This is a genomic window from Dehalococcoidia bacterium, assembly GCA_035528575.1.
In the GTDB taxonomy this organism is placed as follows: domain Bacteria; phylum Chloroflexota; class Dehalococcoidia; order E44-bin15; family E44-bin15; genus DATKYK01.
Genome location: DATKYK010000007.1, coordinates 1 through 20,547, shown reverse-complemented (window position 1 = coordinate 20,547; position 20,547 = coordinate 1). Strand labels below are relative to the sequence as shown.

General features: G+C 51.8%; 17 protein-coding genes and 1 tRNA gene. 6 read left to right on the top strand and 12 right to left on the bottom strand.

Annotation, left to right across the window (positions count from 1 at the left end; all coding sequences use genetic code 11):
* Positions 1-36: 36 nt before the first annotated feature.
* The 10 genes from corA to VMX96_01085 all read right to left on the bottom strand — a co-directional run bounded on the left by corA (position 37) and on the right by VMX96_01085 (position 10,021).
* Positions 37-1,122 carry a magnesium/cobalt transporter CorA gene (gene corA, locus VMX96_01130; GenBank protein ID HUU62517.1) on the bottom strand — a complete coding sequence of 362 codons (1,086 nt, stop codon included), beginning with the start codon at positions 1,120-1,122 and terminating at the stop codon, positions 37-39.
* A gap of 116 nt (positions 1,123-1,238) precedes the next feature.
* On the bottom strand, positions 1,239-2,792 hold the full coding sequence (locus VMX96_01125; protein ID HUU62516.1) for an MFS transporter: 1,554 nt from the start codon (positions 2,790-2,792) through the stop codon (positions 1,239-1,241).
* Positions 2,793-3,413: 621 nt separating this feature from the next.
* On the bottom strand, positions 3,414-4,337 hold the full coding sequence (locus VMX96_01120) for a universal stress protein (GenBank protein HUU62515.1): 924 nt from the start codon (positions 4,335-4,337) through the stop codon (positions 3,414-3,416).
* A 19-nt stretch (positions 4,338-4,356) separates the two neighbouring features.
* The gene (locus VMX96_01115) at positions 4,357-5,658 is read right to left on the bottom strand and encodes a hypothetical protein (protein HUU62514.1); all 1,302 of its coding nucleotides are present in this window, start codon (positions 5,656-5,658) and stop codon (positions 4,357-4,359) included.
* A gap of 86 nt (positions 5,659-5,744) precedes the next feature.
* Entirely contained in the window at positions 5,745-6,059 is a 315-nt protein-coding gene (locus tag VMX96_01110) for a hypothetical protein (protein ID HUU62513.1), read from the bottom strand.
* Between the two features lie 82 nt (positions 6,060-6,141).
* On the bottom strand, positions 6,142-6,474 hold the full coding sequence (locus tag VMX96_01105) for an Hsp20/alpha crystallin family protein (protein HUU62512.1): 333 nt from the start codon (positions 6,472-6,474) through the stop codon (positions 6,142-6,144).
* 164 nt (positions 6,475-6,638) lie between these two features.
* Positions 6,639-7,028, bottom strand: a complete 390-nt coding sequence (locus VMX96_01100; GenBank protein ID HUU62511.1) for a hypothetical protein — start codon at positions 7,026-7,028, stop codon at positions 6,639-6,641.
* A 160-nt stretch (positions 7,029-7,188) separates the two neighbouring features.
* Complete coding sequence (locus tag VMX96_01095; protein ID HUU62510.1) at positions 7,189-8,394, bottom strand: glycoside hydrolase; 1,206 nt, start codon at positions 8,392-8,394, stop codon at positions 7,189-7,191.
* 20 nt (positions 8,395-8,414) lie between these two features.
* On the bottom strand, positions 8,415-9,788 hold the full coding sequence (locus VMX96_01090; GenBank protein ID HUU62509.1) for a glycosyltransferase: 1,374 nt from the start codon (positions 9,786-9,788) through the stop codon (positions 8,415-8,417).
* A gap of 62 nt (positions 9,789-9,850) precedes the next feature.
* Positions 9,851-10,021 carry a hypothetical protein gene (locus VMX96_01085; protein ID HUU62508.1) on the bottom strand — a complete coding sequence of 57 codons (171 nt, stop codon included), beginning with the start codon at positions 10,019-10,021 and terminating at the stop codon, positions 9,851-9,853.
* Positions 10,022-10,285: 264 nt separating this feature from the next.
* Here VMX96_01085 and VMX96_01080 point away from each other — a divergent pair, with 264 nt between their 5' ends.
* The 4 genes from VMX96_01080 to VMX96_01065 all read left to right on the top strand — a co-directional run bounded on the left by VMX96_01080 (position 10,286) and on the right by VMX96_01065 (position 14,420).
* Positions 10,286-10,609, top strand: coding sequence for a helix-turn-helix domain-containing protein (locus tag VMX96_01080; GenBank protein HUU62507.1), 324 nt, complete (start codon positions 10,286-10,288; stop codon positions 10,607-10,609).
* A 53-nt stretch (positions 10,610-10,662) separates the two neighbouring features.
* Positions 10,663-12,069, top strand: a complete 1,407-nt coding sequence (locus VMX96_01075; GenBank protein HUU62506.1) for a hypothetical protein — start codon at positions 10,663-10,665, stop codon at positions 12,067-12,069.
* 94 nt (positions 12,070-12,163) lie between these two features.
* Complete coding sequence (locus VMX96_01070; GenBank protein HUU62505.1) at positions 12,164-14,311, top strand: alpha-amylase/4-alpha-glucanotransferase domain-containing protein; 2,148 nt, start codon at positions 12,164-12,166, stop codon at positions 14,309-14,311.
* Between the two features lie 36 nt (positions 14,312-14,347).
* A tRNA-Ala gene (locus tag VMX96_01065) sits at positions 14,348-14,420 on the top strand.
* 356 nt (positions 14,421-14,776) lie between these two features.
* Here the strand turns inward: VMX96_01065 and VMX96_01060 are convergent.
* Positions 14,777-15,610 (bottom strand): matrixin family metalloprotease, encoded by an 834-nt coding sequence (locus VMX96_01060; GenBank protein HUU62504.1) that lies wholly within the window; start codon positions 15,608-15,610, stop codon positions 14,777-14,779.
* A gap of 402 nt (positions 15,611-16,012) precedes the next feature.
* Here VMX96_01060 and VMX96_01055 point away from each other — a divergent pair, with 402 nt between their 5' ends.
* On the top strand, positions 16,013-16,996 hold the full coding sequence (locus VMX96_01055; protein ID HUU62503.1) for an aromatic ring-hydroxylating dioxygenase subunit alpha: 984 nt from the start codon (positions 16,013-16,015) through the stop codon (positions 16,994-16,996).
* A 1,549-nt stretch (positions 16,997-18,545) separates the two neighbouring features.
* Here VMX96_01055 and VMX96_01050 read toward each other — a convergent pair.
* Positions 18,546-18,821: a hypothetical protein gene (locus VMX96_01050; GenBank protein ID HUU62502.1), complete on the bottom strand. Its 276-nt coding sequence runs from the start codon at positions 18,819-18,821 to the stop codon at positions 18,546-18,548.
* Positions 18,822-19,214: 393 nt separating this feature from the next.
* On the opposite strand from VMX96_01050, the gene VMX96_01045 reads away from it, so the two are divergent.
* Positions 19,215-20,547, top strand: a 1,333-nt coding sequence (locus tag VMX96_01045) for a hypothetical protein (GenBank protein ID HUU62501.1), incomplete at its 3' end; no start/stop codon positions are given.

The following is a 20,547-nucleotide window of genomic DNA, read 5'->3' as shown; positions in this document are numbered from 1 at the left end:
CTCCTTATGGTTGTGCGTCACCTCAATACATTTTGCTCACAGGTGGGGCCGCTTTTCTATGTGGCCGATGTAATGGATGAGCTTCTCCGGCTCCACCGCAAATGGTCTGCTGAGCCGGCTGACCCGCCGCCGACCCCAGGTGAGCCATTTCAGCCATTTTCGAGCCCCGAACCACATCATAACGGTGACGACGACAGCCCCTATAAACCCCAGCACGGCGAAGTACCCCCACTGCCACGAAAGCTCCGGCATGTTCTCGAAGTTCATGCCGTAGATGCCGGCCACCAGGGCCAGGGGCAGGAAGATGGAGGCCACTATGGACAGGACCTTCATTGTCTCGTTCTGTCGGTTCGCCACCGATGACAGTTGGGTGGCCAGCGCATTATCGGCCCTATCTCGGAGGGTCTGGTTCAGGTCCTCGAGGCGCACGACGTGGTCATAGACGTCGCGGTAGAATATCTGCGCCTTCTCGCTTATGATCGGAAACTCGCCCCTGCTCAGGCGGTTAAGGGTCTCCCGTTGCGGGGCCATAACCCGGTGCAACCGCAGGGTGGAGCGCTTGAGCTTGAGGATGGCCTCCAGGGTCGATTTCTGGGGGCTGTGGATCACCTCCTCCTCAATACCCTCGGCAATATCGCTCATGCTGTCGATGGTGGGCATAACGTTATCGACCAGCGCATCGATCAGGGCGTAGGCGAGAAAGTCCGCCCCCCGCCTCATGGGACGGCCGTCCTCTTCCACACGCTTGGTGATAGAACCAACGCTGTAGAGCGGGACGTTGTGAGCGCTCACCACGAAGTGGGGGCCGATGAACAGGCCGAGCTCCGTGGTCTGCACGATCTCTGACTCAACTGCGTAGTTGATGCCGTGCACTATTATAAACAGATAGTCGCCGAAGTCATCGACCTTGGGGGAGTGGACCAGCGGGCTCACACAATCCTCGATGGCAAGATGGTGAAAACCGAAGTTGTGCTCTAAAAACTCGCCATCCTCCTCTGTGACCTCACACATATCGACCCATAGCAGTCCCTGTCTCGACTCAAAGGCGTCCCGGACCTCTCCCTCGCTGAGACCACTCCTCAGGTCGCCCTCCGCACTCAGATAGTACGCACTAAATGGCATGGCCCACCTCCTATCCGGTTAGCTGCCTGTCGCCAAATCGCTTAATGTGTACGAATAGCAGCATGTTAGCATAAGCCATGTCCTTTGTCATCAGGTCCACGTTCCGACAAGAGGTTTCATTGAACATCCGGAGTTTCACCCCTGTCACGCTTTTTTCGCTTACGCGGTTGGGGCAGCCTGCGCAGGCTGTCACGGGCAATATACAGGGGGAATGAAGTAAACTGCCGCAGCCCGCCCACGGTGGACAGGCTCTTCATCTGCTGCATTACCTCGGCGGTCAGCTCGTTGATCACGATCCGCTCGGTCACCTCGCCCTCCTCCTTGATCGAGGCTAAGCGGTGTAACGAATAGAGCCCAATAATGAAGGCGATAACGAAAAGGAAGTCAAGCCCCCTTAAATCAATTGTATGGATGGCGATTTGCCTGGCAGGCTCGAACCACTGAAATAGTAATGACAACTCCTTTGTTGCAAAGAAGAAGCCGATGATGCCTCCAATGAGGGAAGCCACTCCGGCAGCAAGGGAATTCAGTATGCCGCTGGCAGCCAGGTATGAGGTGGCCTGTCCCCGCGGCGATAGCTTCAGGGCTATGTTGCCCGTTCCCAGGGTCACCCCGGCGAGGGATATCCCACTGAATATGTGGATGATAATAACCAGAGGCAGGGTAAGGAAGTACTTCTCGGGCATTGTAGTGAAAGGCCAAGCCAGGATGCAAAGCAAGAACAAGGGTCCGCTTACCGATAAAATAGACTTGTTGTTAAACCTGTCAGACAGCCTGCCCCAGATGCGCAAGAAGAATAGGTTTGCCAGCTGGCTCAAAACCGCGAGCATAACCACCGTGGACAGGCTGTACTCCAGGCGCACGAGCAGGTAGACGGTAAAGAAGGGGGCGGCCATGTTAATGGCGAAGCTCCACGGCACACTGAAGGTAAGGAGCCTCCTGAAGTTGGTGTCCTTCAGAGGACGGGTGAGGAGTTCGCGTAGCGATGGGACTTCACCTTGCTTCTCCATCTTGGGCTCAGGGGTGCGCGAGAGGAAATATAGCCCCACCAGGCCGGCAGCACACCCTAGGATAAACAATATCGAGTAGCCATACAGTTGGTCGTCGGGGAAACGGCCTTTCCAGAAATAGACGAAAAAACCGGCAAGCACGGTTAGGACAATCCCCAGGCCTGTGGACAGAATCATGCGCCTGGCGAAAAAACTCCCCAGTATCTTTTCCGGGATCAGGTCGCGCATCCAGGAGTTCCAGCTGGTGCCGGCGACGGCACCCAGGCCGGCGAACAGTGCCAGGGCAACGATTACCACGTATAACCCCGCACCGGTGTAGGCGGCAAATAGCAGCGGAATGGCGGCGATCAGTAGCCACAAAAGCCTGCTTGCCCCCGAAAAGGCTACAGAGATGCCTCTCCTCGCCCTAACCCTTTCTACGAGATAAACAGCCGGGAGCTGGAGAAACTGGGTGAGGAAAGGGATGGCCGCCAGCAGCCCGATATGAAAGTTCGAGGCCCCCAGGGCTATGGCAAAGGCGACGAGAAAAGCGCCGCCGGTGAGCACCCCCATCGCCTGGGTGCACATGCCATCCAGGATGACAGCCTTAAGGCCCTTCTCGAGGTCCTGTGGCGAGACCTTATCACTTGGCTGAAATATACTTCTTATTACTGAAACCACCTTTGTCTTCTCGTTTGAATTGACACATTAACCTCTTGCGCCGATCGGAGCTAATCAGAGTAGAAGAGGCTCCCTCTTGGGGAGGGAACCTCCTCCACTCTAGAATCTGCCCCAGCGGTTAACTACCTCTTGGGGAAAGAGGGCTTGCTCGGGCCCGGCTTGCCGGCACCCGGCTTGCCGGCACCCGGCTTGCCGGTACCAGGCTTGCCGGCACCAGGCTTACTGATTTGGGCCTTCATTTTATATCACCTTCTCTCTATGGAGTAGGGCCATTTGCTATAGGGTCGCTCCAGTGATCTCACGTACCTGTTGTTTTTGATTTACCTCTTGGGCTTCGGTTTGGGTGTGGGTTTCCTGTCCTTTTCGTGCCTCCTTTCGCTGTGTGTGGGGCTTTCACAAAATTTGAACTACGGTAGAATCGGGCTATCCATCCGTGGGTGGGATCGGGCAGTACGCCGTCTGCCTCTAAGGTAACAACCCTCTCATCCGCCGAACAGGGGTCGAGGCACCGGTATACACCGGCTTCAGCCCACTGCCCGGCATAGTATATCTGTATCCCCATCCTCAACAGGTTATGCTGGTTCACTTCTGTCATCTCACTGAGCCTAGGCCAACTGACTACTAGCTCGGTTGATTGTAGCCCGGTACCCTGCCGATCAGTACCGAATATTTTGCGAATCCGGCCACCCTCTGGGCCACGCTGCCCAGCAGGAAGGCCTCGACCCCGGTAAGCCCCTTAGCCCCCACCGCGATCAGGTCGGGATTAATCGTTGATGCGGCGAACAGTATCTCCTGGGCAGGCTCCCCCTTGAGCACCAGGGAGGAGACCCCGTATCCCTTCTCCCTGAACTGGTTCTTGGTTTTGGTCAAAAGTTCCCACGCCTTCCACTCTTCCGCCTCTTGGAGCTTCGCGAGGAGCTGCTGGTTGGTCTCCAGGTCCATGGTAGGTGTCTTCAGCCATGCAGCGATATGGGACTGAAGGGCGGTTACCAGCACCACCTCGCTGGTGAGGGGCAGCGGTAGGTCGAGGAGGAACCGGGTAACTTGGTCTGAGTGTTTAGAGCCATCGGTGGCAAGTAGCACCCGCCGCATTTTGGCATACTTATCTCTGACCAGCAGGACGCTGGCATCTGCATATTTCATCACCTTCTGCGCCACGCTCCCGAGGGGGAATTGTTGAGGGTCGCGTGTGCCCCTTGCACCGATTACTACCAGATCAGCTCGCATCTCACCAGCCTCATTTAAGATCTGTTCGGCGGGCTTTCCCCACCGCACCACACTTTCGGCATGGATGCCGCTTGCCCGCAGCACCTCGATTGCCCCCTTAACCACTTCGGTAGCATTCTGCTCTTGGGCCTTGCGCGTTTGCTCTCTGGCGGCGGCCCCGCGCCTTAACATGTGGATGGTGAGCCCCCCTAGGAAGACGTGTTCCGGCACAACCGTCATCACGGTGACCTCGGTCTGAGGGGTGAGCTTAAACGCCTTCAGTGTCTTGGCGCACATCTCCGAATACTTAGAGCCGTCGATGGCAAGCAATATCTTCATAGATATAACTCCTTTCCGCTTAGTACATGAAAAGCTGGTCCATTGTCTTGGTTCTCAGGTCGCGCGAGACGATGACCCGGTAGTAGCCTTCTGTCTTCTCATCCTCGCTCAGGTCGCTCATCTTTATCGCCTTATAGGCGTTAAACACCACCTCACGCTGCTGCATCAGGCCCCGGTTCACCAGGTTCACGTCCCACCTTGGCTGCGGGTTGGCCCACCAGAACTGATCGCTGTGCATTGCCCGGTCTAACAGCCCCCTGGCTATATCGGCATATTGCTTTGCGGGCTCGGCGGTCGCTACCTCCACTGCCTTCCTAGTCAGCTCGATAGCGATCTTGAGGTGCTGCCACTGTAGCTGGTGAATGAGGTTATCCTTTGACTTCCACAGGGGGTACGGGTTACCGGTGCGGATATCGTCCGTAGAGGTGCTCCACGACGATAGTTGTGGCTCTACAAGGTCGCCTGAAGGGAATAGCTCCACTAGCCTGCTAATAGTCACCACTTCGATCTCAGGCTTCTTCATGCTCTCAGGGGAGCGGAATATCTCCCTCTGTGTATTGACCATGCACTGCAAATGTCTGACACCCTGAGTTATGGGCTCCGATGGCTCCAGGGCCCCATACACCTCTCCCAGGAATAGGTGCTCCCAGTTCTTAATATGATGCCCAAAGGTCTCGGCGTCCATAGCCGTTACCACATAGATATCCTTACGGGAGCCTCGCAGCTGCCTCAGATGGTCGAGGAACCCATTCGCATCGAGCTGGCGGAAGGAGATCTTGTTGCTCAGAATGTCATCGCGGAAGAACACCGCAAGCCGCTGGCCATCGGATGGTATTTCGTAGATGACGTTGTTAGGCCACGGCGCGGTACAGGCAGTCCCGCTCAAGATGAGCCACTTGTGGCCGGTATCCAGTATCGGCTTGACGATCTCGTGGCTGTAACACATCTCAGGGGAGAAGAAGCCCTGAGGCAAGTAGCTCTTGCCGAAGAAGCGCTCGTTGGCCTGATGATTGAGCGCTATCTGGTTCAGCATCTCTTCCTGGGGAATTAGGGGGAGGATGGGGTGGTACTTAGCCGAACCGGTGAGCTCCACGACCCCTTGTTCGGCTAGCTCACGTAGGCCGTAGATCACGTCCGACATGCCATGCTCGTCTAGCAGCTCGGCGAGCACGGCGTTTATGTTTACCGTGACCTTGGCATAGGGAAGGTTACGAAAAAGCTCGACCAGGGGCCTGTAGGACTCGTCGCACACCTTGCGCAGCACCCAGTGGAACTGAGTCGGTGGCTGGTAGAAGTGTAGTAACGGCGCCCAATATATCATTTGCCCATCTTTCAAGAATAGAAAGATCCCCCTTGCCCCGGCTTAGCATAGCGCTGCCAGGACACAGATAAAGCCTACCTTGATATTTAAGCTAATTTAGCGGAGAGGAACGAGAGCCTCTCTGCCACCTTCTTCGCTGCCTTGATTCGATCCGGCGACTTTGCCAGATCCCTTGCCAGCTTGTCGTCCCCAATTATGTCGTTCACCCAGTTGCTGAAATCGTGCTTCTCCTCATTTGAGTGGTAGGTGAAGGTCTCATCTGTCATGCTGTCAAGGGTCTCCCTGAGCTCTACCAAATTCCTCAATATGCGGCCACCGCAGCACCTGAATGCATGCTCCTCGGGAACATCGGACAAACGCCGCTCAGCCTCTTCCTTCGATATCCTGACAATTGTGGCCATTTTCTGCCACCCCCTTTCACCTTTTAGGATACTACCTTTGGCACCTTTTTCTTCTCATCTCAATGATCGGAGAGCGGGACAGCTATAAATAGTCATTTGACGGAAATCTCCACCTTCTTCGGCTTGATCTCCGCAGCTTTAGGCAGGGTGACCTCTTACACGCCATTCTGATAGCTGGCCTCGTCTTCTCGGTATTCACAGCGGAAGGCAGGGTGATCGAGCGGAAGAAGCTACCATAGAACCGCTCGCAGAAGTGGTAGTCTTCCTTATTGATACCGGTCTCAGTCTTACGCTCTCCTTTAATGGTCATGGTATCCCCCGAAACTGAGACATCAATCTTCTCTCTCTTCACGCCTAGAAGCTCGGCCTTCACGATGAACTTATCTTCCTTTTCAAACATCTCTGGTAGAGGCACCAACCCCTTTCCTCCCCAGGGAGCCGCCTCCATACTAGGGGGAAGGAGGGGTGACTAAGAAGATCATCTAAGCGCTGTTCCATTTCCTACGAAAAGAGTCTCAAGGACGGATGCCCCAGCCCGGTTGCCATCTTTCCATTACCATAATTATCCTCCCTCCCTTTTTATTCGGTAATGCCTGTTCCGCTTTTCGGCCTTGACCTTGCTTGTGTGATATCACTTATTTTACCAACCCTTTTTTTCTTGGCATAATCATCGATGCACTTTCTCAGTGTTAGCTCGACATTATCCTCTTCTTTTGCGCGGAATTCACCTGATATTTGCCACCAGGTCTGACCGTCCCGCCAGAGGTGTACGATATCATTCGTACCGCCGTTGAACTTAGCAGAGCATAGATATTGAGGGTATTCCTGAAGATGAATGTTGCTCTGCCACTGGGCGTAGCCTCGGAAGTGGTCTTTCATCGTATTCAAGAGCTTGGGTAAGAAATCCCCATCTTCATCGGCGTAAACCCAGGCACTTTGACCAAACCACTCCGTGTAATTATTAGTCATTTCGACCTTCTCGTTTTAGCTAATCCGATTAGTGCCGTTTTTAGTTCTATAGCTAAATTGCATCCTAATCGGAGATTCGTTCCCTATCATGTAGCTTTGACTTTGCATAGCTCGTGTGATATAAAATTGTCGAGTACATCTTTATGAATATATAAATATTCTAAAGGTGCGCGTCGAGGGCTCGGATGAAGTTCTTGTATACCTGCTGCATTTCCCACACGATGCCCGATGGCCCCATCCCCCACCACTCCTTCGGCGTGAAGTAGGCAGATACCTCGGCCTCCGATCCTGAGCGCCCGAACCACTGGATAAGATGGAGGTTGTCCGATTGAACCAGCCACAGGGCGAGGTCTATCAGCCGATGATTCTTGGTTAGTAGGGCCTTGTTGTAGGCTTGCAGCATTAGCTGGAATACGGCCTGCTGTGCAGCGTTTCCCAGAAAGAACTCAATTCCTCCTTCGCCGGCCCAGGTGCAGGGAAATGCCGGTAAAGGCAGGTGGTAGCTTCGCTCCCGGTACTTCGCGATCGCCTCACTGGGTGTCAGCGTCCCTATCCGCCGCTTCGCCAACTCCTCAGGCAGGCGTGTCGTGAAATCGAAGATGCCGGTATCCCGGGAGTGATGCTCGCCGAAGGTCTCATAGTCCCACGCCAGCACCACGAAATCCCCCGTGGCTTCCCTCAGCCAGTGGGCATAGGTATCGGCGAGAAGTGGATAGCCCCACCAGCCCTTGTTGGAAAAGCGATAGCCGACATCATCGCTAAGCTCGAAGTGCCGTGCCAGGAGCATCATGTCCTTCCCCTTGTGATAGAGGTGGGTCGGCTCGCGCCACTCCATGACCGATGGTCGCCCGTCGAGGAAGGCGGCAGTGAAGCCCAGCCCGTCCAGGGCGTGGTAGATACCGTCGGACATGAGCATCTCGGTGGTATCAGTTACCTCAGGCCTCTTGCCCAGGGCCTTCTCCAGGTGGTTGCGGGCCCACGACATCCGGCGGGCAAACATGCGGAGGTCGATGAGTGGGAGGAAGCTATGATACGGCTCGACGTTGACGAGCTCCACGTTGGGATGCGCCACCAGTTGGTAGAACAGGTGGAAGAGCTTTCGATCCCACGCTCCGGTCTGCAGCAACACGGAGACAGAGAATCCTACCGAGAACTTCACACCCCCATCGGCGAGATGGAGAAACATCTCGGTAGCGGGATAGTAGCAGTAGGTGGCAACCTTTCGGAAGTACTCCTCGTTTAGCTGCTCGTCGAACAGGCAGCGCTCGATATCCCCGGGGGCAGCGCCCTCAGGGATGGGCTGCGCCGGTAGCTTGAGCCGCCGCGGCTGGTGCACCACGGTGTAGATCACTAAGTCTTGCGCCATATCAGCTAGTTCCTTCGCCTTTAGTAGTGGTTCAGTGTGGTGGCGACCAGTTCCGGGGGCAACTTGGACAGCGCAAACTGCGGCTCGAGAGGCGTGGGCTTGCCACCCAGGGCCTCTTGCATCCGGGCCTGGTTCTCCAGCTTGCTGATCAAGTTCTGTGCAGCAGCCTCCCAGGTGAAGTAGCGGGCAGTGCGCCTCGCCGCCTCTCGAATTCGCGTGCACTCTTTGGGATAGTCCCGCAGGTACATCATGTAGCCCACGATCTCCATGGGGTTGGCTGTCTCCAGAACAAAGGCGTTTACAAAGGGGATGGCGTAGTCCTCGCCGGTGCAGCCGGTAAAGGCAATCCCTCCGGCCGCCATCGCCTCCAGCCCCACGATGCCGAAAGGCTCATGTCCGCTGTTGGCAAGCACGCCATCAGCAGCCCGGTACACCACGCGCAATAAGTCGAGGGGCATGTGGAACTTGATATCGATGATGTCACACGGGGCGGCCTCTTGCAGCGCTGCCAGGTAGCCGTCAGGCGAGCCCTGCTTGGTCCTCGCCTCCCCAACGGTGAGGCCCAGCGATCGAGCATTACACAGCACCTCCTCACCGTGTGACTCCATCCCACCCCGGGCCAAAAGCACTGTCTTTATGCCCTTCTCTTTGAGCTTGGCGATGGCCTCCACGGCCGTGTTCCACCGCTTGTCAGGGTCCCAGCGAGCCACCTTGCACAGCACCAGGTCCGCGCCGAGGGCCTCCCTCACCGCCTCAGTCTCCCTGTAGTCAACCTTGCCGAGCGAGCTCTTCGGTATCCCATTGGGAATAACCAGGGGGTTCAGCCCCATCCTCCACATGACGTGCTTCATATACCGGCTCACCGTAGTAATGGTGGTGGTGTAGTTGAGCCGCCCCCAGTTGATGCGGTGGAAGGAGAAGATGTTGTTGGCATTCCAGAACATCACCACATTGTCCCTAAGGCCATCGTTAAAAAAGGCATCGCTGAGGCGACACATCACCTCCGCCGTGTGCCACTCCTCGCCGAGGATCACTACCAGCTTACCCTTGGCCACCGCTGGTTTGACGATGTGTTCCTTGATAAACCATGGGAGGGACTCGTTGAAGTCATAGAGCTTTTCATCCTCCCCCTCATACACACCATTGGGATAATACTTGCTGATCCACTGGCACCACCGGTGCAGTGAGAGCTTGCCCCTGAACCTCAGCTCCTCACCCGGGAGAGCGGGGTCGCCGACGAAGAACAGGTGCGTGTTGAAGCCCATCGTCGCCAGGGTGGCTGACAGGTTGTCTATTCGTACTCCCAGGCCACCGGCCTGGGAGTAGCGGTCCGGCCCTTCAAAGCAAAGGAGCACGAACTCAGTGTTCTTGGGGGTAATGTTTGTCTGCCTCATCTCAGCACCTACATATAAATTTAGGCATGGTAATGCCGTTCTACAGTAATAAAAAGGGGCCATTACGACCATACAATGGGGGCTGGAGAACATGGAGGGGGCTGGAGACCATGGAGTACCTTGGCCCCCCGAAGTGGTACAGCCAGTGCCTTAAGCTCCTCAATCGTCTCATCCCCCGCGATGGGCCGGTAGTCTTCCAGGCTCTTAGTAATAGTGGCAACTGTTTTAAACATCACAGGTACTCCTCATTTACCTCAAGATTCGGAGAGGTTGACACTCTACTGGTTTTGTGAAATAATACTACCGTCATTATGTAGGAAATGTGTTGCAGGAAGCCCATCGCACGATAATATATGCATGATATGCTTTACACGACCCATAATACTGGAGACAAAATGCTAAACTAACATGACATGAAACAATATTCATGCATTATTATGCATAACATTTAGTTTTTGTCAAGTACTTTTTAGACCAATTTGGGACGATTTTTAAAAATGGCTACATGGGGCTTTATCACAAACCACGGTCTGGTCTTGGCCGCCATTGCAAGGCATCCGCGCAGCACAGCCAGAGAGATCGGTGATGCTGTCGGCATCACCGAGAGGGCAACACACAACATTATTAAGGGCCTCGAAGAAGCGGGATACATTACTAAGACCAGGGATGGCAGGAAGAACCACTATCGCTTACACCCAGGCATGCCCCTTGACGAGACGGCGGTGAGCGATGCTGCTATCGGGGAACTCCTGGTGATGCTGGGGTGGAAGCGCCGGAAGAGTCCTGACAAGGCCGCTGCGGCCGAAGAGGCTAAGGAGTAGACACCGCACTGCCCCGGCCCTCCTGTCTGGCGCCGCGTGATCAGCATGGTGTGTTGACACCATATCCATATGCCCTAGTCGGTCGCAAAGTGACCAACGGTGAATCTATGATCTACTGGGCACCGCTACTGCATTTCTACCAGCCACCAACGCAGCTCCACTGGGTGCTGCGCAAGGTGTGCGATGAGTCCTACAGGCCTCTGGTCGAGCTTTTTCGCGACCTTCCCTATGCCAAGGTCACGGTAAACATAACCGCCGTGCTCGCCGAGATGCTCTATGACCACGGGTTTAACGATGTGATCCAGGGGCTGCGGGAGCTGGCCAAACGCGGTCAGGTGGAATTCACCGGCTCGGGAAAGTACCATCCCATCCTCCCTCTCATTCCCCAGGAGGAGATGCGAAGGCAGATAACCCAAAACACTAAGACCAATAGGCGATTTTTTGGACAGGCGTACTCACCCAAGGGCTTCTTCCCTCCCGAGATGTGTTACGGTGAGGAGATCGTGAAGCCTATCCTCGACACAGGTCATCAGTGGGTCATTGTGAGCGGGGTGGCCTGCCCCGTAGAATGGCCCATGAACGTTATTCATGAGATTTCCCTCGGCGGGGAAAGGCTTGTGGTCTTCTTCCGTGATGACATTCTGAGCAACAAGATAAGCTTTCAAAATATCGACGCTGGCGGTTTCATTGGCCACCTGCGAGAACTGCGCGGGGAAGGCGCGGATGATGTCTATGTCATCACCGCTATGGATGCGGAGACCTTTGGGCATCACATCCAGGACTGGGAAAAACTCTTCCTGGCCGAAGTATATGAGACCCTGGAACCGGATGAGGCGGATGGAGCGGAGACGGCGGAAGGCCCTCAGTTAGCCATGGTCTCTCCCCGTGGCCCAACGCAGGCCAGGGCATTGGCACAGCAGCACGGGGGCTTGTTCCAGGCACGTGAGATGGCGGAGTCCAGGGAAGTCCAAGCGGTAACTATAAGCGGACTTCTTGATATCTTTCCACGCGGTCTTGCAGTCGAACCGAAGGCCTCCTCCTGGAGCACCAGCAATGATGACATTGAGGCCGGCAACCCCTATCCGCTGTGGAAGAATAAGGACAATGCCATCCATCAGTTTCAGTGGGAGCACCTGGAGATCGCCATGGCGATGGTAAACAAGGCGATAAAAGAGGCGAAGAGCGATGCCACCAAGCACTATGCCCATATCGCCAGGGCGCTTCTGGATGCTGCCCTCCACAGCTGCCAGTTCTGGTGGGCGAGCAGGCGACCGATGTGGGATATCAACCTGATAGATAAGGGGTTGGAACAGCAACGTGAGGTAATCTTGAATGCCTATAAAGCCATAAGCATGAGCGATTGCGGCGATGAGGACAAGAAAGAGTATTACTATCGGGTCGTTGCGGCGCGAGACCTGAGAAACAAGATCGTAGATAAGATATTCATGACACCTGGATAGGTAGCAGCAGGATGTAGTAGGCCAATTTCTTGTGTATCTACCAACCGCGCTTCCCGGATATTCTGATGAGCACTTTCATGAACCCGGGTGAGGGGTGAAAAGCGTATACCTCGGCCTCGCTATTCACAACCACCAGCCGACAGACAACTTCCCACACGTCTTCGAGCTGGCATATCGACATGCCTACCTGCCTCTGGTCGAGGCGCTGGAGAGGCATGCCGGTGTCCACCTCTCCCTTCATTACAGCGGCTGCCTTCTCGACTGGCTGCGGGAGAACGAGCCTGATTTCCTGAGGCGCATCGCAGGCCTTGTAGGGCGAGGCCAGGTTGAGATCATGACGGGTGGCTACTATGAGCCGATACTCCCCATAATCCCGGATGCAGACAAGCTGGGACAGATCGCAAAGCTAACCTCTGCCATTCGCGATGAGTTCAATTTCTCCCCCACCGGCCTGTGGCTTGCCGAGCGGGTGTGGGAGCCCCAACTACCGAAGCCCCTTGCCGAGGCTGGCGTGGAGTGGACCGTAGTCGATGATAATCACTTCATTATGGCAGGCCTTAAGTATGATGATTTGTGCGGCTACCATGTCACCGAAGAGGAAGGTCACCCGCTCAAGGTCTTCGCCAGCAGCAAGGTGCTGCGCTATTCTATCCCCTGGCTGAAGGTGGAGCAGGTGATCGAGCACCTTCGTTCCCGGGCAACGGAGGACGGAGACAAGATAGTAGTCATGGGAGACGACGGTGAGAAGTTCGGCATCTGGCCTCAGACCTATAAATATTGCTGGGAGGATGGATGGGTTGAGGATTTCCTAAACGCTGTGGAGGAGAACAGCTCCTGGCTCAAGACCATCCCCTTGGGCGAGTACGTGCAGCGTCATGGACCTATAGGGATGGTCTACTTGCCAACCGCTTCATATGCCGAAATGCAGGAGTGGGCGCTACCGGCTTCCAGCTCATACGAGTTCAGCCAACTGGTGAAGCAGCTGGAGGCAGATGGGCATCATGAGATCGTAAGGTATATGCACGCCGGCTTCTGGCGTTACTTCCTGGCGAAATACCCCGAGATAAACGTAATGCATAAGAAGATGCTGCGAGTCCACCGTGCGGTATATCAGGCGCGCGGCATGACCGAGGGCGATGCCGGCATGGATGAGCTGTGGAAAGGTCAATGTAACTGCCCTTATTGGCATGGTGTCTTCGGGGGGGTGTACCTGAATCATCTCCGTCAAGGGATCTACAGTCACCTCATCGCTGCCGAGAGCGCAGCCGATGAGGTCCTGCACGAGGGGCAACCCTGGATTAAGTGGGAGATGGCTGATTTTGACAGCGATGGTGTGGAGGAGCTTCTGATTGAGGGAGAGGCCCAGAACCTTTACCTGGACCTGGCCGACGGGGCATCCCTTTTCGAGTGGGACGTTCGGAGGCTGAAGCATAATCTGGGAGCGGTGATGACGCGGCGGCCGGAGGCATACCACCAGGCGCTTATTGAGGCTGAGTGCAAACACGCAGGACGCCTTGAGCGGCCTGCCGATGAGGTCAGGACGATTCACGAAGTTGTCCGGGCCAAGCAAGAGGGCCTCGACCAGCATTTGCACTATGACTGGTACCGGCGAGCTTCACTCATCGACCATTTCTTAGGTGCTGGCACCACTATTGAAGATTTCTTGCGTAACTCTTACGAGGAAACGGGAGATTTCGTCAATAAACCGTATGAGCCTACGGTGCAGGGTGTAGAAGGTGGCCTGACTGTGCGTCTGAAGCGGGACGGACACGTATGGTTCGATGGAAGTTTTTTGCCTTTGCAAGTGGAGAAGGTTCTGGACATTGAGGCTGCGGATGAGAAGGTAAGGGTAGAGTATCGGTTGACCAATATGACTGATGCCCCGTTGGCCAGCGTTTTCGCATCCGAGTGGAATCTGAGTTTAACTGAAGCTGGTCACCGTAAGCATTGTCATTACACCGCGTCCGCGTGGCGAGGTGAACGTCGCCGGTTAGCCGAAATTCAGGATGTGTCCGATGTGGAGAATATCTATATAACGGACCCGGTTCTAGGGCTTGCTTTGTGCCTGACGGTGGGGCAACCGGTGAGGCTGTGGAGATTCCCCATAGAGACGATATCAAACTCGGAGAAAGGCTTTGAGAGAACCTTTCAAGGCAGCTGCCTCCTTCTAATCTGGACACTTGAGCTGGAACCATGGGAAAAGTGGGGGGTGGGATTGACCTGGCAACGGATCTCCTTTTAGAACATCCTATAGTATGGCCAACATGGGAGCACATCTGGGGCTGTAGCTCAATTGGGAGAGTGCTTGACTGGCAGTCAAGAGGTAGCGGGTTCGAATCCCGCCAGCTCCGACATCGCCAGGTAATACAGAAAAGAAAGGAGGCAAAGAGCAGGACATTACAAGTAAGAAAGGACTATAATAGCAACGCTAGGAAGCGGGGCAGCAGCCTCTAGGTGTCCGTTAATTCTGAAGGCTTAACTGTCCCACTTTCTCTGACTACATACAATAAAGAGCATTTGGTTCACTTAACGCAAATCCGCTCCATACGTGTGTATTACCTTTTATCGCAGTTACATAGCGCATCGAGTGTACGGATTGCAGTACAAATGTAATGGATGATGGCAGACAACAAGACAATAACAAAGCCCCGGCATATCCCGGGGCTTTGTTTCATTATATGTAGCTAGCACGAGAAAGTGGCTACTGTTATTCCCCATATAACTCTTGAAGGCCAGCGATGTCGGCTAGTTCAAGAGATCTCTTATTCATTTCTCCCTCAGAAGAATAACCATACATTGTCACTTCGCTACACGCATCCTCGTATAAATCACTTAGGCCAAGACCATGACCTATCTCGTGGGTTGCAATGTTCTGTAAATCCATTACCGAAGGGTCCATCCCAGCATCGCCCCACACAAAGTCTATGTCAAACATAATGTCAAACTGACTAATCTCCCTGTTTTGCGGCGGCCCAGAGAAATAACCCCAAACTCTTGCTACGGCTATAACACCGGATGTGGTATAATTGCCGAATGAAAACTCGTTCTTCCCATCTGGCATAAGGACAGGATCGAAATTGGCTTCTGGATCGTTTGTCTGGCTGCCAAAAAGAGAAAATGAAGTATTCTGGTCCCATTCTAAGGCTGAAGAGCCAATCACATTAAGGTCTACTAGAGGATGGATGTAGAGGTCTTCTGTATTCTTTAACTTAGCTCCCTTTGACATAAATTTATAGCAATCAGGGACCTTATCTCCTCCACCATTTCCATTTCCGCCGCAATCGCTAGGACAACTTTTCTTTTCGCCTGGTTCACATATTTGGTTACCGCATTCGGTGATGGGTTTTCCAAAACCCTCTAAATAGTGAACAATTGTAATGGCCTCCAGTGTATCTGAGTGGTCGATTGCCTCAGAAGGAACTAATATATCTTCTCCAGAGGGTATTATATTAGCTGGAAACCTATCAACCCCTTGGGCTACGGCAATGCCACCAGACATTAACAATGCTAATATGGTCCCAATAAGTACAAGTCTCCTCATTTTATTTCCCCCCTTGTTTCAGCATGCTGAATCAGCATATGAGGAATTACATCCTATACGTAATACCACTATATTTTGTATCACAACCGTAGCCGCTTGTCAATACACAGAGGCAGCGTGGCGCAGTAATAGGTTGCCGATTTCGAGTACAATACACCGTGATCAGAAGTAAAGGAGTCTGAGTTTTGTATCTGCAGAGGATCTAAAACGCGATATCGACACCTTAACTCGTGGAGAATCAAGAGGATTCCACTTCAGGAACCCCCGTTTTCGAGCAGAATTGGGCAAAATGGCAGGAGCAACAAAACGTCATTTTGTTCCTCCACAATGCAGACTCACAAGCTATATATGCTATCATATCATTAGGTCAGATATTCAGCATTATGATGTAAGGAGGACAGTATGATTCCAAACCTATGGTATGTTGTAATGGATTCCAGCCAAGTAAGAGATAAACCCATCGGTGTAACTCGCATGGGCGAAAAATTGGTTTTTTGGCGAGACGGTACAGGAACGGTAAGTTGCTTCCACGACAAGTGTGTCCACCGCGGTGTCCAGTTAAGCAAAGGCGAGGTGATCCATGATCACCTGCAGTGCCCCTTCCATGGTTTCGAGTATGAACGCTCGGGGCGTGTCGTCAGAATACCTGCCAATGGCAGAAATTCACTTGTTCATGAGCGCTTCCGGATTAACAGCTACCCCACCCATGAGGCTCATGATCTTATCTGGATCTGGTGGGGCGATAACCAGCCCGCGGTATTGAGACCGCCGCGCTTTTTTAATGACATAGACGAAGACTTCTCCTACGCTAAGACCTACGACCATTGGCAGGCTCATTATTCTCGAGTGATCGAGAATCAACTCGATGTGGCTCACTTACCTTTCGTCCATCACAACACCATTGGCCGTGGAGGACTTACTCTCGTAGACGGGCCTGGCATGGAATGGGTATCTGAAGACATGTTTTTCGTCTATTTTTACAACCGTCTTGACGATAGCACGCCTCCACGCAAACCTGAAGAAGTGCCCGTCCCAGACCCAAATAAGGATTTCAAACTGGAGTTTATCTTCCCCAACCTGTGGCAGAACCACATTAGCAAGAAGATGCGGATACTAGCAGCGTTTGTGCCCGTAGATGGAGAAAATACTTTGCTCTATCTCAGATTCTATCAGAAGTTTGTCGGCGCGCCATTGATACGTCAACTGATAAACCGACTTGCCATGCCCTTCAACTTGCTAATTGCACACCAGGACCGAAGAGTTGTAGTAACCCAACGACCCAAAGCTTCGGGGTTGCAGATTGGTGAGCAATTGATACAGGCCGATCGGCCCATTATTGAGTACCGTCGACGACGACAAGAGTTGATGGGGCGAGAGGAGAAGTGAAAGAGTCTCCCCAACCCAGCCCTCGTTCAGCACTTTTAGGGTTGATGCAATTTGTCAACAACGGAAATACCAAAGATATGATATTATCGAGAAATTAAGCCACATAGTCCCAACCATGACGCTCCTTCTGAGAAGCTAACTTTAAGCCATGTTGTTTGATCCGATAACCCGATCCTCAGTCCTTTCTATGGCTATTTCGCTGCCTGGTAAGAAAAGAGGCCAGTGGGATTCAATCAGCTCTTTCTGTTTTGAACCAAATACTGTGGTTTTGGTAAGTTTTTATCTACACCTGTCTACACTTCGTCTACACTTGTCTACAGTTTGTATTTGTTTTGGGTGTAGAAAGTGTAGACAACTGCAGAAAAGTACGGATAGAGTTTACCGTTTATATCTGCTACAGCGAGCCTGGAGAAGCCTTTGGTTAAAGGATTAGTTCAGTTAAATTGCTGGATATAATATCGTTGGCTATAACGTCATTCCAAACCTTAGCTATTACGACAGATCTGCCAGAATGGATAGGGCAAGAAGTGCAAAAAGGAAACCAATAATCAGATACCCTTTCACTCTATCAGTCAGAAGTCCTTTCACTCTATCCTTTGCTACAGGCATCGCAGTACCTCCTTTATTTTTCTCCCCAATTATTTTGGGTTGGAGTACCTTATCACTTATAATTGAAGTTGTCAAATATATATAGAACACCCAAGGGAATGCATGCCTTGCCGGCAGCGCTTATCTGGGAAGTCCCTGATACTATGTCCTCGGTGCCTTCCTCTAGTAGATGATCCTCATAGGGTTCCTCGGGGACTGCATGGGGGGTTCAAGGGTAGCGACCCCAGCTACTTTATCCAGTAACGCCTGCGCAGACTCTGCCTGTTCACGGATCCGCTTCCTCCTCGAGCGGGCATCTGAAAGTGAGAAAGCAAATTGTATTACGGTGCTAACGAAGTTACTACCTTCATTCATATCAATGAACCTCTACGACCATATTAGCACGGAAGGCCACTTCAGTGAAGATGGCCACAGGCTACACCTAAAATAGCTACCAGGTGTAGCCAGGTGTAGCCAAGTGTAGCCAAGTGTAGCCGATTTTTGTAGCTAAGTGTAGCCAAGGTGTAGCCAGGTGTAGCCAGAATTTGCAGCTAAGTGTGGCCACTGTGTGGCCAGATGTGGCCGGTTTTCAGCTACGAAGTGTGGCCAGGTGTGGCCGATTTTCAGTTGCCAAGTGTGGCCAGGTGTGGTTAGGTGTGAACAAATATCGTAGCTAAGTGTGAACAAGGTGTGAACAAGACGCCTTCCTAAACCGCAGAACTCCGATAAAATACAAGAAGACGGCGATGGGATTTCCCGTCGCCTTGCTTATTACGGGCGGGGTCGAAATGGGCTGATTTGAGAATTAAGATCTTGCGTTAGACCTCTAAATAGGCCTCCGATGAACAATATGGCTTTGTGTGCAGCTATAATTCCTGTTTCTATCATACTAAACTTTATTTAAAGCAGATATCTCTCGGCCTCTTTCACACCTAATCTCAGCAAGGTAGGCGTTACCTATCTAATGTATTACCAGCCATACCATGAGTCCAATTTGCGCAAAGGCGAGAACTGCTAAGACGGAAGTAAGAACTATAAGGACACTTGTTAGCTTTTCCACTGCAGCTTGTGATTTGAGGAGTGCAAAACTCAGGATAGGTGTGTATGCTACAAATCCTGGGGAATAATCTGGCAATCCGGAATGCTTCTTATAGTTAGCAAACTTTCGGAGTGCTTCATCCAAAGCCTTTACATCATTCTCATCAAATTCACTTAACACCCTAGTAAATATTGACATATCGACATTCCTCCTTCCTACCCCGACTCATTATGTTATATCGTCTTCCATCTGTTCTGCCTCATCTCAACGACGTGCATTTCTATTATAAGCATTCTCGCTTATCAAGACGAGACGGTTTTTAACCATGGCTACCAAAACCATCGATTGTACGACGTGACAATTTGTACACCCGGTAACATTCTAGCGACGTTCAGATATGCCTGATGTATATTCCAGGGGACGCTTGAGCTTATGCCTTAATTAGGTTGCAAGCCGCTATACCAAGCTTAACAGCTATTGTCGTAGATGATACAATTATATTAAGATTTACGGATTGGTCGAATCTAGAATTCATCTATATGGATATTAAGAGTCATTTTGCTTGGCGGATAGGAGGTTTAATAAACACCTATGAATGATGAGATAAAGCCCCAAAAAATGTTACAGGGAGAGAAAGAGGTTGAAACTAAAACTCTCTCTACTTTAAGTGTTGAAGGAGAAATACCGTGTATCGTAGTCCATTCTGATGAGAAGCATGTTCAGGGCATTAACCATATTTTAAATCCTCTTAAAAAACTCCTACCCACAAAAGGATTCAAAGTTGTGTTTTTATCTGATGAAATTAAACCACTCGATCATTATGGAAAAACATTTGAACAGTTAGCAGAGGAGTGTGCTCTGGGAATTGTAATTCTCGATGGTCTGAGACCCAATGTTTTACTGGAATTTGGTATATTGATAGGTAAAAAGAAGCCTCTTATCCCTCTTCAAGATGAGAAGGCTACTGTAGCGGTGAAGAGTTTTTGCCAACAAGGCTGTAAAGAGGTAAATTTGACTGAAAAGCAGTTTAAGGAATTAAAGGAGCCAACTCTCGGCAATTTCGCTCATATTTCGGACCTTCAGGGTTTGCATGTAGAAATAGTCAATAAGGATGTTTCATTAGATAATCCTAAATATCCCAGCAATGTGATAGAGAAATCAATAGAAAAATTGATGTCAAGGATAGTTGATGAGTATAAGCAAAGTTTAAAACGAACTGGCATGATTGGCCCTGATTACTTACAAGAATTTCACGAGGTGGTAATTAAAATATCAGAATATTATGGCGGGATAAGAGAGTTTGGCGTTGATGATATAAAGAATACTGTTCAAGAGATAGGAACTTTAGAGAAAGCATCTGATACTAATATACCTTCCCAAATATATAGTACTATTGCCTCTCTGTATGTATCTTTAGCCCAGAAAACAGATTGGAAAGATGTTAATAAAATCACGGACTACTATAGTGAATCTATAGCTATATATAAGAGGATATTAGAATTTGAAACCGATCCAAACTTGAAAAGCCAAACACAGAAAAAAATTGGAGATGCATATTGGGAACTTTCACAATATTATGTAGACAAGCAAGGAAAACTTACAGAGGCAATCGACGCCTACGAGGAAGCTCTGAAAGTGTATGCTCTTGAACGCTTCCCAATGGATTACGCACTGACTCAGAACAATCTCGGGACTGCATATAGCACTCTTGCGGGGGTGGAGGCTAAGGCAGAGAACTGCAGGAAGGCAATCAACGCCTTCGAGGAAGCTCTGAAAGTAAGGACTCTTGAACGCTTCCCAATGGATTACGCAATGACTCAGAACAATCTCGGGATTGCATATAGCACTCTTGCGGGGGTGGAGGCTAAGGCAGAGAACTGCAGGAAGGCAATCAACGCTTTCGAGGAAGCTCTGAAAGTAAGGA

Bases quoted from the DNA above. Each gene is read 5' to 3' on its own strand.
- corA (HUU62517.1), bottom strand. From the start codon at position 1,122: ATGCCATTTAGTGCGTACTATCTGAGTGCGGAGGGCGACCTGAGGAGT.
- VMX96_01120 (HUU62515.1), bottom strand. From the start codon at position 4,337: ATGAAGATATTGCTTGCCATCGACGGCTCTAAGTATTCGGAGATGTGC.
- VMX96_01115 (HUU62514.1), bottom strand. From the start codon at position 5,658: ATGATATATTGGGCGCCGTTACTACACTTCTACCAGCCACCGACTCAG.
- VMX96_01110 (HUU62513.1), bottom strand. From the start codon at position 6,059: ATGGCCACAATTGTCAGGATATCGAAGGAAGAGGCTGAGCGGCGTTTG.
- VMX96_01100 (HUU62511.1), bottom strand. From the start codon at position 7,028: ATGACTAATAATTACACGGAGTGGTTTGGTCAAAGTGCCTGGGTTTAC.
- VMX96_01095 (HUU62510.1), bottom strand. From the start codon at position 8,394: ATGGCGCAAGACTTAGTGATCTACACCGTGGTGCACCAGCCGCGGCGG.
- VMX96_01090 (HUU62509.1), bottom strand. From the start codon at position 9,788: ATGAGGCAGACAAACATTACCCCCAAGAACACTGAGTTCGTGCTCCTT.
- VMX96_01085 (HUU62508.1), bottom strand. From the start codon at position 10,021: ATGTTTAAAACAGTTGCCACTATTACTAAGAGCCTGGAAGACTACCGG.
- VMX96_01080 (HUU62507.1), top strand. From the start codon at position 10,286: ATGGCTACATGGGGCTTTATCACAAACCACGGTCTGGTCTTGGCCGCC.
- VMX96_01060 (HUU62504.1), bottom strand. From the start codon at position 15,610: ATGAGGAGACTTGTACTTATTGGGACCATATTAGCATTGTTAATGTCT.
- VMX96_01055 (HUU62503.1), top strand. From the start codon at position 16,013: ATGATTCCAAACCTATGGTATGTTGTAATGGATTCCAGCCAAGTAAGA.
- VMX96_01050 (HUU62502.1), bottom strand. From the start codon at position 18,821: ATGTCAATATTTACTAGGGTGTTAAGTGAATTTGATGAGAATGATGTA.